The organism is Streptomyces sp. T12, from assembly GCF_028736035.1.
GTDB lineage: Bacteria > Actinomycetota > Actinomycetes > Streptomycetales > Streptomycetaceae > Streptomyces.
This window is the reverse complement of sequence record NZ_CP117866.1, coordinates 4,601,496-4,615,246: the sequence shown is the minus strand read 5'-3', so window position 1 is coordinate 4,615,246 and position 13,751 is coordinate 4,601,496. Positions and strand designations below refer to the sequence as shown.

At 70.1% G+C, this 13,751-nt stretch carries 13 protein-coding genes; 8 read left to right on the top strand and 5 right to left on the bottom strand.

What is annotated here, in order from left to right; genetic code table 11:
• Positions 1 to 97: 97 nt before the first annotated feature.
• From PBV52_RS20480 to PBV52_RS20470, 3 genes are read right to left on the bottom strand one after another with little or no spacing between them, the layout of a single operon-like run.
• Positions 98 to 844, bottom strand: coding sequence for a phosphotransferase family protein (locus tag PBV52_RS20480; protein WP_274240006.1), 747 nt, complete (start codon positions 842 to 844; stop codon positions 98 to 100).
• A 50-nt stretch (positions 845 to 894) separates the two neighbouring features.
• Positions 895 to 1,686 carry a hypothetical protein gene (locus tag PBV52_RS20475; protein WP_274240005.1) on the bottom strand — a complete coding sequence of 264 codons (792 nt, stop codon included), beginning with the start codon at positions 1,684 to 1,686 and terminating at the stop codon, positions 895 to 897.
• A 48-nt stretch (positions 1,687 to 1,734) separates the two neighbouring features.
• Positions 1,735 to 2,478 carry a hypothetical protein gene (locus PBV52_RS20470; RefSeq protein ID WP_274240004.1) on the bottom strand — a complete coding sequence of 248 codons (744 nt, stop codon included), beginning with the start codon at positions 2,476 to 2,478 and terminating at the stop codon, positions 1,735 to 1,737.
• 181 nt (positions 2,479 to 2,659) lie between these two features.
• Here PBV52_RS20470 and PBV52_RS20465 point away from each other — a divergent pair, with 181 nt between their 5' ends.
• The 5 genes from PBV52_RS20465 to PBV52_RS20445 all read left to right on the top strand — a co-directional run bounded on the left by PBV52_RS20465 (position 2,660) and on the right by PBV52_RS20445 (position 8,813).
• On the top strand, positions 2,660 to 3,430 hold the full coding sequence (locus PBV52_RS20465) for an SDR family NAD(P)-dependent oxidoreductase (protein ID WP_274240003.1): 771 nt from the start codon (positions 2,660 to 2,662) through the stop codon (positions 3,428 to 3,430).
• Positions 3,431 to 3,553: 123 nt separating this feature from the next.
• Positions 3,554 to 4,672, top strand: a complete 1,119-nt coding sequence (locus PBV52_RS20460; RefSeq protein ID WP_346283446.1) for an LLM class flavin-dependent oxidoreductase — start codon at positions 3,554 to 3,556, stop codon at positions 4,670 to 4,672.
• 96 nt (positions 4,673 to 4,768) lie between these two features.
• The gene (locus tag PBV52_RS20455; RefSeq protein WP_274240001.1) at positions 4,769 to 6,499 is read left to right on the top strand and encodes an amidohydrolase family protein; all 1,731 of its coding nucleotides are present in this window, start codon (positions 4,769 to 4,771) and stop codon (positions 6,497 to 6,499) included.
• On the top strand, positions 6,496 to 7,959 hold the full coding sequence (locus PBV52_RS20450) for an aldehyde dehydrogenase family protein (protein ID WP_274240000.1): 1,464 nt from the start codon (positions 6,496 to 6,498) through the stop codon (positions 7,957 to 7,959). The genes PBV52_RS20455 and PBV52_RS20450 overlap by 4 nt, the downstream gene beginning before the upstream one ends.
• 53 nt (positions 7,960 to 8,012) lie before the next feature.
• Positions 8,013 to 8,813: an alpha/beta fold hydrolase gene (locus PBV52_RS20445; protein ID WP_274239999.1), complete on the top strand. Its 801-nt coding sequence runs from the start codon at positions 8,013 to 8,015 to the stop codon at positions 8,811 to 8,813.
• Positions 8,814 to 8,886: 73 nt separating this feature from the next.
• Here the strand turns inward: PBV52_RS20445 and PBV52_RS20440 are convergent, their stop codons facing one another.
• Entirely contained in the window at positions 8,887 to 9,291 is a 405-nt protein-coding gene (locus PBV52_RS20440; protein WP_274239998.1) for a nitroreductase family deazaflavin-dependent oxidoreductase, read from the bottom strand.
• Between the two features lie 113 nt (positions 9,292 to 9,404).
• Here PBV52_RS20440 and PBV52_RS20435 point away from each other — a divergent pair, with 113 nt between their 5' ends.
• Together PBV52_RS20435 and PBV52_RS20430 are read left to right on the top strand one after the other, a co-directional pair.
• Positions 9,405 to 10,268: an endonuclease/exonuclease/phosphatase family protein gene (locus tag PBV52_RS20435; RefSeq protein ID WP_274239996.1), complete on the top strand. Its 864-nt coding sequence runs from the start codon at positions 9,405 to 9,407 to the stop codon at positions 10,266 to 10,268.
• Between the two features lie 26 nt (positions 10,269 to 10,294).
• Positions 10,295 to 11,125, top strand: coding sequence for a M55 family metallopeptidase (locus tag PBV52_RS20430; RefSeq protein WP_274239995.1), 831 nt, complete (start codon positions 10,295 to 10,297; stop codon positions 11,123 to 11,125).
• A 36-nt stretch (positions 11,126 to 11,161) separates the two neighbouring features.
• On the opposite strand, the gene PBV52_RS20425 is transcribed toward PBV52_RS20430, so the two are convergent.
• Positions 11,162 to 12,676: a CehA/McbA family metallohydrolase gene (locus PBV52_RS20425; RefSeq protein WP_274239994.1), complete on the bottom strand. Its 1,515-nt coding sequence runs from the start codon at positions 12,674 to 12,676 to the stop codon at positions 11,162 to 11,164.
• A gap of 222 nt (positions 12,677 to 12,898) precedes the next feature.
• On the opposite strand from PBV52_RS20425, the gene PBV52_RS20420 reads away from it, so the two are divergent.
• Entirely contained in the window at positions 12,899 to 13,750 is an 852-nt protein-coding gene (locus PBV52_RS20420) for an LLM class F420-dependent oxidoreductase (protein WP_274239993.1), read from the top strand.
• Position 13,751: the final 1 nt, after the last annotated feature.

The window sequence follows — 13,751 nt, the reverse complement described above, 5'->3', positions numbered from 1 at the left end:
GGCAAGCGCGGCCAGCCACTGCGCCGCCCCGAGCACCTGTATGCCGACCGCGGCTATGACCACGAGGCGCATACGTGGCAGTCGCGCCCGCGCAGCCTCACATCCGGGATCTCAGCACGTCGACCTCACAGCCCGGCGCGAACGGGTCGAAGCCGTGCTCGATCAGCCAGCGAACTATCAGCAGGCTTCGCAACGACCACCACGCGTGGATCACGTCGAGGTCGATGTCGGTGCCATAGCCGGCGATGACGTCGTCGAGGTGCTCCTCGTGTCCGAGCGTGAAGGTGGCGAGGTCGTACAGGGCATCACCCTGGCCCGCCTCGGACCAGTCGATGATGCCCGTGACCTCGTCGCCGTCGACGAAGAGGTGATCGATCTGCAGGTCGCCGTGCGTGAACGCCGGAGTCCACGGCCGGAGCGCGGCCTCGGCGACCTGGCGGTTGCGAGTGACCAGGTCGGCGGGCAGGACGCCGTTCGTCACGAGCAACTCGCACTCGTCGTCGAGTTCCGCCGCCAGCGCGACGATGCTCCGGCCGGCCTGGCCCGGCCGGGCCGGCAGGGGCGCTTCGTGCAGCTTCCGGATGGCGGCGCCCGCCGCGGCCCACGCCGCCGGCGACCCGGTCGACGGCCCGCCGAGGCGCCCAAGCGTCGTCCCCGGGAGTGCGGCGGTCGCGAGCACGGACGGCTTGCGCCACAGGACCTCCGGGGTCGGGACCGGCGCGAGGGACATCGCCTCGACCTCGGCATCGATGCGCGCCTGATCGGCGTCCACCTTCAGGAACACGTCGCCGACGCGCAGAGTCGCGCGCTCGGAATGGGAGACGACGACTTTGACCTCATCCATGGGCGACCAGTATCCCGGGGATGTTCGCCGACGTCGCCGGGTTAGGAGTCCTAAGGTGCCGGAACCTCCGACAGCGGGATCTCGACGTCGGTGACGTTCTCGCTGCCCTCACCGAACCCGGGTTCCGACCTCAGAGCGCGGGTCGAATTCTGAATGCCGGATGCTTCAGGAGTTCCGCACTTCACATTGCGCAGCCAGAGGCGGCCGTCGGGGGTGCCGTTCTTCAGGATCTGCGGATAGAAGACGTGTACGCCCGTGGAGCCCTCGCTCGGCGAGAAGAACACCGTCTGGCCGTCCTGTGCTTCCTTGTACGTGGCCTTCAGGAATCCGCTCACATCGGTGCGCTTGGCGGACCACATGAAGAAGCCGATGCTGTCCGCCTGTACGGTGTCCGTCCTGCTGAACGCCAGCGTCGTCGTCTTGTCGTCGCGGGTGATGTTGATTTCCGACGTGTTGAACTTCACGCCGATCTCGAAGAAGGAATTGCCGAGCTTCGTGCCGGCGTCCGCGGTGAATCCGTCCTCGAGCTGGATGGTCCGGGTGACGGACGCGCTCACGTTGAAGGTCTTCGAGGCGGTGCCCGTCGATCCGCAGTTGTCGCTCACCGTGGAGACCCGCTGATTGGGTCCGAGGTTGTCCCGCTTGAACTGGACGTCGACGAACTCGCAGTTCTCCAGCCTGTCGGAGTCCGCCGAGCAGTCGGCGGTCACTTCGGAGGGGGTGGCGGCACCGGCCGAGTTCATCAGCGGGACGGCCGCCGCGACGGCCACCAGCGGGGACAGGGCGAGGGCGATGCGCTTCTTCTTGCTCCGGTGGCTTCTGGCGCGGCCGACGCGTGTCATGGGGGTTCTCCTCTGGAATGTGGGAGGTCAGGGGGGTGGTGGTCGGGGTCAGCAGTCGGTCAGTACGGCCTTGGAGGTGCCGTCCGCGACACCCGGAGCACCCGCGGCACCCGGCAGGATGACGGGGCCCTCGACGACGTCCGGTGCCACGAAGTTCTGCTCGGGGGAGGGGTTGGTGACGGTCGTCGCCTCACGGGCGTCGATCCGCACCCGCCATTCGCCGGTCATGCGCTGCATCTTCGGCGTGAACTCCATGTGGAGCACCTTGCCGACCGGCACCTCACGCTGTTCCGTGTCACCGGCGGTCGCGGACTTCACGGTCATGTCGAGGGTTCCCTTGTGCTTGAGCCAGGATCCGGTCAGCGCGCCGAAGAGTCCTCCACCGCCGCCCTGTTGGGTGACGGTGTACTTGCCCTGTCCCTGGGCCGCCGTCGCCGACCAGGTGATCGACGTCTTCGCCGGTTCGGTGGCGTTCGGTTCGCAGTTCGGGAAGTCGATGGAGGCCTTTTCGGCCGGCCCGTCGAAGGTCTCGAACTTCGTCTCGACGAAATCGCAGTTGTCGGAGGCGAAACTCGGTCCGGCGATCGGGTGGCCGCCGAAATCGAAAATGGACTGCTGTTTGCCGTTGAGCACCTTGGCCCGCTGGCACATGGTCATGATCTGCTCGGGCGTCTTCTCATCGGCGGCGTTCGCCGACGGCAGCAGTACGGTGGCGATGGCTCCCCCGGTCACGAGAGCCGACCCGACCGCCACGATCCTGATCTTCTTGTTCTTCAGTCTCCGCTTGGACATGGGCAGGATTTTGTATTCCCTTGACGGATGCCGACAGGGTCAAACATCCCTACTTGTGGGTCACGTGAGATTCGCCTCAGCAACCCTCAGGGCTTGCATCTGACGCTTCGTCAGGTATGGCGCTACGATGCGGAGTTCACGATGCGGGGTCCACCGTGTCCACCCTTCGAAGGGGGCCGAAATGGGCAAGCTCGACGGACGGGTCGTCATCGTCACCGGGGCGGCGCGCGGACAGGGCGAGCAGGAGGCGCGGCTGTTCGCCGCGGAGGGCGCGCGAGTCGTCGTCGCCGACGTGCTCGACGACCAGGGCGAGGCCCTCGCCGAGGAGATAGACGCGCTCTACGTCCACCTCGACGTGGGCCTGGAAGCCGACTGGCAGGCCGCCGTCACCGCCGCGCGGAGGGCCTACGGCCACCTGGACGGGCTGGTCAACAACGCCGGCATCCTGCGCTTCAACTCCCTCGTCGACACGCCCCTCGACGAGTTCTTGCAGGTCGTACGGGTCAACCAGGTCGGCTGCTTCCTCGGCATCAAGACCGTCGCGCCCGAGATGGCCGACGGCGGCACGATCGTCAACACGGCCTCGTACACCGCGGTGACCGGCATGGCGGCCGTGGGGACGTACTCCGCCACCAAGCACGCCATCCTCGGCCTCACCCGGGTCGCCGCCCTGGAGCTGGCGCCCCGCGGCATCCGGGTCAACGCCATGTGCCCCGGCGCCATCGACACCGCGATGTCCAACCCGTCGCTGCTGGATCCGGAAGCGGACGCGGAGGAGACGTCGAGGGCGCTCGACGGGCTCTACCGCAAGCTCGTGCCGCTCGGCCGGATCGGCAGGCCCGAGGAGGTGGCGCGCCTCGCGCTGTTCCTGACCTCGGAGGACTCCTCCTACATCACCGGGCAGCCGTTCGTGATCGACGGGGGATGGCTGGCGGGCGTCTCGGTCATCTGACCGCCGGCCGACTGTCATCTGACTGCCCGTCAACTATTGACCATCCTTGCGCCCGGTGCCACAGTCGGCGGCATACCGCCGATCTGACGAAGCGTCAGAAACTACTGGGGACGGTGAACCTCCTTGGAATTCGGGCTCTTTGTACAGGGATACGTGGGCAAGCGCGCCGAGACCGACCCGCTCGCCGAGCACAAGGCACTGATGGAGGAGGCCGAGTACGTCATCCAGGCGGACCGGTCCGGCTTCAAGTACGCCTGGGCGTCCGAGCACCACTTCCTGGAGGAGTACTCGCACCTCTCCGCGAACGACGTCTTCCTGGGGTACCTGGCACACGCGACGGAACGGATCCATCTCGGCTCCGGGATCTTCAATCCCCTCGCCCAGGTCAACCACCCCGTGAAGGTCGCCGAGAAGGTGGCCATGCTCGACCATCTCAGCGGCAACCGCTTCGAGTTCGGGTCCGGTCGGGGCGCGGGGTCGCACGAGATCCTCGGGTTTCTGCCGGGCATCACCGACATGAACCACACCAAGGAGATCTGGGAAGAGACCATCGCCGAGTTCCCGAAGATGTGGCTCCAGGACGAGTACGCCGGCTTCCAGGGCAAGCACTGGTCGCTGCCGCCGCGGAAGATTCTGCCGAAGCCGTACGGGAAGTCCCACCCCGCGATGTGGTACGCGGCCGGGTCGCCGCCGTCGTACGCCATGGCGGCGAAGAAGGGGCTCGGGGTGCTGGGCTTCAGTGTGCAGAAGGTCGCCGACATGGAGTGGGTGCTGGAGCAGTACAAGACGGCGGTCGTGAACGCCGAGCCCATCGGTGACTTCGTCAACGACAACGTGATGGTGACGACGACGGCGATCTGTGCGCCTACGCACGCCGAGGCGATCGAGATCGCGGTGCGGGGTGAATTGCACTACCTGCCGTCGCTGGTGTTCCGGTACCACGACACGTTTCCTCGTCCCGAGGGGTTCCCGGTGTGGCCGGAGACGTTGCCCGAGTACACGCCGGAGTTCGTGGAGCTGCTGATCGAGGAGGAGTTGCTGATCTGCGGGGATCCGGACGAGGTGTTCCGGCAGTGCAAGCGGTGGGAGCAGGCGGGGGCGGATCAGTTGAGCTTCGGGTTGCCGGTGGGGGTGCCGAAGGAGGAGACGTTGCAGACGATTCGGCTGATCGGGGAGCACGTGATTCCGAAGATCGACACGGATCCGGTTCATCGGACTACGCGGTTCCGGAGGGGTGTCTGATCGCCGTTGGCGGGTGCGGGTTCGTGGGGGCTGGTCGCGCAGTTCCCCGCGCCCCTAGGTAGGCCGGCCGGCCCGGAGTTCAAGGAGGCAACGTTCATGCTCGATCACGTCATCAAAGGCGCGTCCGTTGTCGATGGGACGGGTGCGCCTGCGTACACCGCCGACGTCGGCATACGGGACGGTCGTATCGCCGTCATCGGCCAGGTCACCCAGGAGTCGCGCACCCGAGAAGACGCCACCGGGCTCGTCCTCGCCCCCGGATTCGTCGACCCCCACACCCACTACGACGCCCAGCTCTTCTGGGATCCGTACGCGACCCCCTCCCTCAACCACGGGGTGACCACCGTCGCCGCCGGGAACTGTGGGTTCACGCTCGCGCCGCTCAATCCCGCCCGTCCGGAGGACGCCGACTACACGCGCCGCATGATGTCCAAGGTCGAGGGCATGTCGCTGGTCGCGCTGGAGGAGGGGGCGCCGTGGAGTTGGCGGACGTTCGGGGAGTATCTGGACGCCCTTGAGGGGCGGATCGCCGTCAACGCGGGGTTCATGGTGGGGCACTGTGCGCTGCGGCGGCATGTGATGGGGCCGGACGCGGTGGGTGGGCAGCCGAGTGCGGAGCAGCTGGCCGAGATCGTCCGGCTGTTGCACGACGCCATGGACGCCGGTGCCTGGGGCTTCTCCACCACCCAGTCGTCGAGCCACTCGGACGGGGACGGCAATCCGGTGGCCTCCCGGCACGCCGGGCCGGACGAGCTGCTGGCGATGTCGCGGGCGGTCGGCGAGCACGAGGGGACCCAGATCGAGGCGATCGTCGCGGGGTGTCTGGACCAGTTCAGCGACGCCGAGATCGAACTGTTCGTGGAGATGAGCGCCGCCGCCGGACGGCCGCTCAACTGGAACGTCCTGACCATCGACTCGGCCGTGCCGGAGCGGGTGCCGCGCCAGCTCCTCGCGAGCGAACAGGCCCGGAAGGCGGGCGGCCGGGTGGTGGCCCTCACCATGCCGATCCTCACGCCGATGAACATGTCCCTGGGCACCTTCTGCGCCCTGAACCTCATCCCCGGATGGGGGCCGGTCCTCGGGCTGCCCGTGCCCGAGCGGATCGCCAAGCTGCGCGAGCCGGACGTGCAGGCCGAGCTGCTCAGGCACGCCACCGCCAAGGAGGCCGGTGTCTTCCGGCGGCTGACGAACTTCGGGCGGTACGTCATCGGCGACACCTACAGCGAGGCGAACCGGGGGCTGAGCGGGCGGGTCGTGGAGGACATCGCCCGGGAGCGCGGCCTGGAACCCTTCGCGTGCCTGGTGGAGATCTGTGCCGCCGACGATCTGCGGACCGTCCTGTGGCCGATGCCGACCGACAACGACCCGGCGTCCTGGTCCCTGCGCGCCGAGACCTGGCAGCACGAGGACGTGCTGCTCGGCGGCTCCGACGCCGGGGCGCACCTGGACCGCATGTGCGGGGCGCCGTACACGACGCGGTTCCTCGGGGACTGTCTGCGCGGGCGCAAGCTCGTGGGGCTGGAGCAGGCGGTGAAGATGCTGACCGATGATCCGGCGCGGCTGTTCGGGCTGCGTGAGCGGGGCCGGGTGGAGGAGGGCTTCCATGCGGACCTGGTGCTCTTCGACCCGGAGCGGATCGATGCCGGTACGGCCACCCTGGTGCACGACCTGCCGGGTGACAGTCCGCGGCTGGACGCCAAGGCGATCGGTGTGCGGGCCGTGTGGGTCAACGGGGTCGAGGCGATCCGGGACGACGTGGTGACCGGGGCGGTGCCGGGGCGCGTGTTGCGCTCGGGGCGGGACACCAGGACGGTGGCCACCAGGTGAGCTTGAAGGGGCCTGATCGGCAGCGGTTGTTCGTCGGTGGTGCGTGGGTCGAGCCGGACGGCGGCTATTACGCCGTGATGGACCCGGCATCCGAGGAGACCGTCGGGTGGGCTCCGGAGGCCTCGCGGGATCAGGTGCACGCGGCCTGTGCCGCGGCCCGCGAGGCCTTCGGGCCGTGGTCGCGTACGACGCCTGAGGAGCGGGCGGCCGTGCTGGGGCGGGCGGCGGACACCATCCGCGGCCACCTCGTGCCGTACGCCGAACTGGCCCAGGCCGAGACCGGCGCGACCACGGGGACGGCCCGGGGCATGCAGGTGGGCGTCGGGGCGGCCCGTTTCCGGCGGTACGCGCGCGTGGAGCCCGCAGAGTGGGCCATCCCGCCGCAGATCAACGAGGCCGGGCCGATGGGGAAGGCCGGCGTGATGGGAGCGCTGGCCGTCCGCCAGCCCGTCGGGGTCGTCACCTGCGTCACCTCGTACAACAACCCGTGGGCCAACCCGGCCGGCAAGATCGCCCCCGCGCTGGCCATGGGCAACACGGTCGTCGTGAAACCGGCGCCGCAGGATCCGCTGTCCGTCTACCGGATGGCGGAGGCGCTTGAGGCCGCCGGGGCTCCGGCGGGGGTCGTGAACGTCGTCTCCGGGCGGGCCGTGGAGGTCGGCGAGGCGGCCGTCTCCTCCCCGGACGTCGACATGGTGAGCTTCACCGGCTCCACGGCGGTCGGGCAGCGCATCGCCGAGGCGTGCGGGCGGGACATGAAACGCCAGTTGATGGAGCTCGGCGGGAAGGGCGCGGCGGTCGTCTTCGACGACGCGGACCTCGGGTCGGCGGTGGCCGGGATCGGGACGACGTTCTCCTTCTACAGCGGGCAGATCTGCACGGCGCCGACGCGGGTGCTGGCCCAGCGGGGCGTGTACGGCCGGCTCGTCGAGCAACTGGCGGCGTATGCGGGCCGGTTGAAGGTCGGGGATCCGCGTGAGGCGTCCACGATCGTCGGGCCGGTGATCTCGGCGGAGCACCGGGACCGGGTCGAGGCGTATGTGGAGACGGGCCGGAAGGAAGGCGCGGTGGTGGTGGCGGGCGGTGAACGGCCGCCGTACGAGCGGGGTTTCTACGTCTCTCCCACCCTCCTCGCGGACTGCACGAACGACATGCGCGTCGCCCGCGAGGAGATCTTCGGGCCGGTCGTCTCCGTGATCCCCTTCGACGAGGAGGAAGAGGGCGTCGCCCTCGCCAACGACACGGACTACGGCCTGATCGACTACGTCTGGTCCGGCGACGTGGCCCGCGCCTTCCGGGTCGCGCGGCGGTTGCGGGCCGGCGGGGTCGGGATCAACACCGTGGGCCGCAACATGGAGGCGCCCTTCGGCGGCTTCAAGAAGAGTGGGGTGGGCCGGGACGTCGGGTCGTACGCCCTGCACGCCTACAGCGAGGTTCAGTCGATCGTGTGGCCGGGCTGACCTCGGCCGAGCGTCTGCCGTGAGCGGCGGGCGGGCTGCGGCACAGTCGCCGCATGGAATCCATCGTGAAGGTCGACGGCGGCGAGGTCTGGGCGGACGACACGGGCGGGGGCGACACGGGCGGGGACGGGGTGCCCGTGGTGCTGCTGCACCCCGGCGTCGCGGACTCGCGGTTGTGGGACCGGGTCGCCCCGGCCCTTGCCGCGCGTCACCGGGTGATCCGGTACGACTCCCGCGGCTTCGGCAGGTCCCCGAGACCCACCACCGCGTACTCCCTGGTCGCCGACCTGCGCGCGGTCCTGGACCACTTCGGCGTGGAGCGCGCGGTGCTGGTCGGTTCCAGCATGGGCGGCGCCACCGCGATCGGCCTCGCGCTGGACGAGCCCCCGCGCGTCGCCGCCCTCGCCCTGCTGGTCCCCGGGGTGACCGGGTATCCCGAGCTGGAATCACCGGAACTGACCACCCGGCTCGGCGAGTTGGCGTCGGCCGGGGACATGGACGGGCTGGTCGCGCTGTCCCTGCAAGCCTGGGGAGCGGCGGGCACACCGCCCGACACCGAGGCCGTCGACCTGCTGCGCGCGGCGATCCCCGCCTGGCCCGCCATGCACCGTCACCGCACGGAGGACCCGCCGGCCTTCCCGCGCCTCGGCGAACTCTCCGTGCCCTGCACGCTGTTGCTGGGCGAGCGGGACCTGCCTCGGGTGGTCCGCTGCAACGAGGCGATGGCCGCCGCCATCCCCGGGTGCCGTCTCGTCCGTCTCGCGGCCTGCGACCACTTCCCGACCCTGCGCGCACCGCAGACCGTCGTGAGCGTGGTGGCGGAGCTGTGCGCCGGGATCACGGAAGCGGTGTGAGCCGGTAGCTCCACCACTCGGTCCGCGGGGTGTGACCGGCGAGGTGGGACCGGCGGGGCGTGATCACCGCCGCTCACCCCTCCAGATCCACCCGCACCGTCAGCTGCCCGACCCCGATCACCCGTACCGCGGCGCTGTTGAGCCGGGGCAGGGCGCGCAGCCGGGCGGCGGTGTCGTCGTCCGGGAGGAGGTGGGCCGTACCCGTGTGCCACCGGCCCCGGATGCGTACCCGTACCCGCGGATCGGCCTTGATGTTGCGCACGTACTGGGAACGCTCCCCGAACTCCGACACGAGCCAGAAGGAGTCCCCGACCCGGCGTCCGCCGACCGGGGTGCGGCGGGGCAGGCCGGAGGTGCGGCCGGTGGTTTCCAGGAGGGTCTGGATCGGCAGCCGGCGCATCACCGTGTTGAGCCCTCGCTGGAAGGCCGTGACGGTCCGGTACTTGCTCTCTGCGCGGGTCTCTGCGCGGTCGGGCATGGTTTGCGGGTCTCCTGTCTCATGGTGGTGCTGATGCTCTTCAATGTCTCTCACGGCGGGATCGAATGACCGGCGGAACCTCGAACGGTTCCTCTATGAGAGACGGTGGCCCCATGCGGGTCGTGACCTGGAATCTGTGGTGGCGCTTCGGGCCCTGGGAGGCCCGGCAGAAGACGATTCTCGCCGCGCTGCGCGAACTGCGCCCCGACGTCGTGGGCCTGCAGGAGGTGTGGGCCGCCGGCGGCGAGAACCAGGCCGAGTGGCTGGCCGGCGAACTCGGCATGCACTGGGCCTGGGCCCCCTCGCCCGCCCCCGAGCGCTGGCGCCGGCGGATCGGCGATCCCACGGTCGACATCGGCAACGCCGTACTGAGCCGCTGGCCGGTCGCAGACCGGCGCACGCTGCGCCTGCCGGCCCCGTCCGAGGTCGACGACGGCCGTCTCGCCCTCTTCACCCGCCTGACCACCCCCGCCTACGACATCCCCTTCTTCACCACCCACCTCACCTCCGCCCTGCACGCCTCGGCCGTACGCTGCCGCCAGGTCACCGCGCTCGCCGAGTTCATCGCCGAGAACCGGGGCGACACGCCCTTTCCGACCGTCGTCACCGGCGACTTCAACGCCTGGCCCGACTCCGACGAGATCCGCCTCTTCGGCGGCTACCGGACCGCGCCGGTCGTCCCCGGCCAGGTCTTCTTCGACGCCTGGCAGTACGCCGACCCGGCCGCCCCCTCCGTCACCTGGGACCGCGAGAACCCGTACGTCGCGGCAGGCCGGGAGCCGAGCGTGCGGATCGACTACATCCACGTGGGGCCGCCCGGGGCAGGCGGACTGGGGCATGTGCGGGGCGTACGGCGGGCGGGCGACGGTCCGGTCGACGGTGTCTGGCCGTCGGACCACGCGGCGGTGGTCGCGGACCTGGGGGACGGGCCGACGCCATCGGAAGGAACCAACAGCGGGATGGCAGACGTCTCCTGAGCGATCAAGCTTGAGGAGTGCGCACAGTGCGGATCTACATCAGCGCGGACATGGAAGGCGTCACAGGGCTCGTCGACGCCGACGATGTCCAGCCCGGCGGCCGGGACTACGAGCGTGGACGGCTGATGATGGCGGAGGACGTCAACGCTGCCGTCCGGGGTGCCCTCGCGGCCGGGGCCACAGACATCACCGTCAACGACGCTCACGGCCCCATGCGCAACATCCTTCCGGAGAACCTGCACCCGTCAGCCCGCCTCATCCGCGGCAAGCCCAAGCACATGGGCATGCTCGAAGGCCTCGCCCCCGAGCACGACGCCGTGATCTGCGTCGGCTATCACTCCCGGGCCGGCGCGCTCGGGGTGCTGAGCCACAGCTTCATGGGCCACGAGATCGAAGACATGTGGCTGGACGGCCGGCCCGTGGGCGAGATCGGCCTGGCCCACGCCACCGCGGCGGCCATCGGTGTCCCGGTGGCGGTCCTCACCGGTGACGACCGTGCCTGCGTGGAGATGGCGGAATGGGATGCCTCCGTCACCACCGTTGCCGTGAAGCATGCACGAGACCGGTTCGCGGCGGACCTGTGCCCGGCCGAGGAAGCACGCAAGGCAATTGAGGAGGCGGCTGCCGTCGGCCTCTCCGCGCAACGGACGGTCCAGGCGGTGTCTTCGGACCCGTCCACCCTCACCGTCCGCTGGCAGTCGGCCTCAGTGGCCTCCACCCTTCTGGGAATTCCAGGGGTCTCCTCGACCGACACGCGCACCGTCCAGGCGCAAGGCACTCTGCCCAGCCTCTACCGGCAGTTCGGAGTGTGGATGCGGGTAGCGGCTTCCCTGACCAACCAGCCACCGTACTGCTGACCGTCCAACCACGCTTCACCGCAAGGCAGTCGCCGCCTACGGCCGCCCCAGGAAAACCGGATTCGTGAACGCCGCCAGCGCCCCCGGCAACGGCCCCACCGCCGCCTCGTGCCGCAGCTCCGCCCGTACATAGGCCGCGTACGAGGGCGTCGTACGCCACTCCACGACCCCCGACCCCGCCACCGGCAGCGGCGGGCTCGTGAACAGTACGCCCTGGTCGGTCACGAAGCGGACCGTGCAGCGTGGGGCGCCCGTGGCCTCCAGGCGTACGGTCACCGGCGAGTTCCGGTCGACCTTCAGCCGCTCGCCGATACCGGCGTGTTCGCCCTTCGCGCCGGAGACGCCGAAGGCCAGGGAGACATTCTTCGACTCGGCCACGTACGACCGCCCCGCCTTGATCCCCTCCTGGATCGCCTCCCGCGTCAGGTCGTCCGCCAGGACCACCGTCTGCGGGCTGCCGACCGGGTCGGGGTCGCGGTGGGCGTCGCTGTTGCCCATCGCCGGGATCCAGTCACGGCCCTCCCGCACCGATGCCACCAGCATGCTGTCCCAGTCCGCCAGGGCGACTTCGTCGTCGGGCGTGTAGGGCCCGTTCCACACCTCGATCGCGTCCGCCTCGCCGAAGCCGAACTTCCAGTTGCAGCCGACGCAGGTGGCGTGCGGGTGGGCGGGGACGACGAGGCCGCCGGCCTTGCGGATCCGGCGGGCGAAACGGCCGAAGCGGTTGTCCCGGGCGCGGTAGCGCCAGTCGACGAAGGTGCCGGGGTCGGTGCCGAGCGCCACCACGTGGCCGTTGCGCGTCGTGACCTCCTCGCCCAGCATGATCAGGAGGTCGTCGCCCGCCTCGGACGCCCAGTGCGCGTGCGCCGAGTGCGTGTTGTGCTCCGAGCTGTTGATGAAGTCCAGCCCCGCCGCCCGCGCCAGCGCCGCGATCTCGGCGGGCGTACGGCGGCCGTCGGAGTACCAGGAGTGCAGATGGCAGTCGCCCCGGTACCAGGCCCGCCCCCGGCCCTTCGCCCGGTCCGGCGGGTAGATCGGCTCGACGACCTCGCCGGGCTCGCCGTACGTGAGCGTGATGGTGAGCTCGTACGGCAGTCCCTGCGGAGCCACCGTGTAGGGGCCGAGGGCGATGTGCCAGGTGCCCTCACGCACCGGGCCCGGGAGGTACCCGGGCGTCGCTTCGTCCGCCCGGATGAAGAACTCCGTGCGCGCCCCGCCCGACCAGCCCCGGAAGCCGTGGCCGCCGAGCTCCGTGCCGCGCCAGTCGAAGATGCCGATGTCGAGGGCGTTGCCCGGGGTACCGGCCGGGACGGACGGCTTCTCGTAGGTGTAGGAGACCTTGATCTCCTGTACGCCGGACGGCACTTCGACCGGCACGTACACGAAGTCGGGGGACCCGGGCGGCAGGGTGCCCCGCACCGTGCGGGTCTCCGCGTCCCGGGTGTCGTCGGCGCCTGAAGCGAAGGTCACGCTTCCCAACGTAAGCGCGGCGGCGGCGCCCGTCACGAACAGTGCGCGTCTTCCCAGGCCCGCGTGGTGGTCCTCGCACATGCTGCTGCTCCCCAGGTCGTCGTGAAGGACATGGCGTGGGTGGTGCAGTGGTGGTGCGTGCAACTCTGGTATTCAGCCGTGAACTGCCGTGCAAGGGAAGGGAATCGGCAGCCAATCGGCAGTCGAGCGGGAGTTGTCGAAGCTCCGGAGGCGGCGTGTGGAGTGATCTGTGCCGACCGGTCGGTATGGACATCGGACCGTGCGCGCGGTACAGATGCGGTCATGCGCATCTCCGTGACGATCTTCCTCACCGACGAGAGCATCACCCCGACCCGGCTCGCCCGTGAGCTGGAGCAGCGCGGGTTCGCCGGGCTCTACCTGCCCGAGCACACCCACATCCCCGTCGAGCGGGTCACCCCGTACCCGGCCGGCGGCGAGCTGCCGCCCGAGTACGGCCGTACCCTCGACCCCTTCGTCGCCCTCGGCCAGGCCGCCGCCGTCACCGAACGGCTCGGCCTGGGCACCGGCATCACGCTGGTCGCCCAGCACGACCCGATCGACCTCGCCAAGCAGATCGCGACCGTGGACCACCTCTCCGGCGGGCGGTTCACCCTCGGCCTCGGCTTCGGCTGGAACGTGGAGGAAGCCGCCGATCACGGCGTCGAGTGGGCCACGCGCCGCGAACTCGTCCGGGACCGGATGGCCCTGATGCGGGCTCTGTGGGCGGACGAACCCACCGCGTACGAGGGGGAGTTCGGGGCGGTACGTGCCAGCTTCGCCCACCCCAAACCCGTACAGAAGGCGCGCGCGCCGAAGGTCGTGGGGCCTCGCACGCTCATCGGCGGAGCCGCCGGGCCGAAGCTGTTCGCGCACATCAGTGAGTACGCCGACGGGTGGCTGCCGATCGGTGGGCGCGGATTGTCCGAAACTCTTCCCCAGCTGCGGGCCGCCTGGGTCGACGCCGGACGGGATCCGAACGCCCTCCAGGTCGTGCCGTACGCCGTGTTCCCCAACCCCGGCAAGCTCGCGCACTACGCGGAGCTCGGCATCGAGGAGGTCGTGGTGCAGCTGCCGCCGGCCGGTGAGGTGGAGGTACTGCGGGTCTTGGACGGCTACGGAGCCTTCCTCGACTGAC

Excerpts from the sequence above, each read along its gene's own strand:
- PBV52_RS20455 (WP_274240001.1), top strand. The coding sequence starts at position 4,769 with ATGCTCGATCACGTCATCAAAGGCGCGTCCGTTGTCGATGGGACGGGT.
- PBV52_RS20470 (WP_274240004.1), bottom strand. The coding sequence starts at position 2,478 with ATGTCCAAGCGGAGACTGAAGAACAAGAAGATCAGGATCGTGGCGGTC.
- PBV52_RS20420 (WP_274239993.1), top strand. The coding sequence starts at position 12,899 with ATGCGCATCTCCGTGACGATCTTCCTCACCGACGAGAGCATCACCCCG.
- PBV52_RS20425 (WP_274239994.1), bottom strand. The coding sequence starts at position 12,676 with ATGTGCGAGGACCACCACGCGGGCCTGGGAAGACGCGCACTGTTCGTG.
- PBV52_RS20440 (WP_274239998.1), bottom strand. The coding sequence starts at position 9,291 with ATGCCCGACCGCGCAGAGACCCGCGCAGAGAGCAAGTACCGGACCGTC.
- PBV52_RS20475 (WP_274240005.1), bottom strand. The coding sequence starts at position 1,686 with ATGACACGCGTCGGCCGCGCCAGAAGCCACCGGAGCAAGAAGAAGCGC.
- PBV52_RS20480 (WP_274240006.1), bottom strand. The coding sequence starts at position 844 with ATGGATGAGGTCAAAGTCGTCGTCTCCCATTCCGAGCGCGCGACTCTG.
- PBV52_RS20445 (WP_274239999.1), top strand. The coding sequence starts at position 8,013 with ATGGAATCCATCGTGAAGGTCGACGGCGGCGAGGTCTGGGCGGACGAC.
- PBV52_RS20465 (WP_274240003.1), top strand. The coding sequence starts at position 2,660 with ATGGGCAAGCTCGACGGACGGGTCGTCATCGTCACCGGGGCGGCGCGC.
- PBV52_RS20435 (WP_274239996.1), top strand. The coding sequence starts at position 9,405 with ATGCGGGTCGTGACCTGGAATCTGTGGTGGCGCTTCGGGCCCTGGGAG.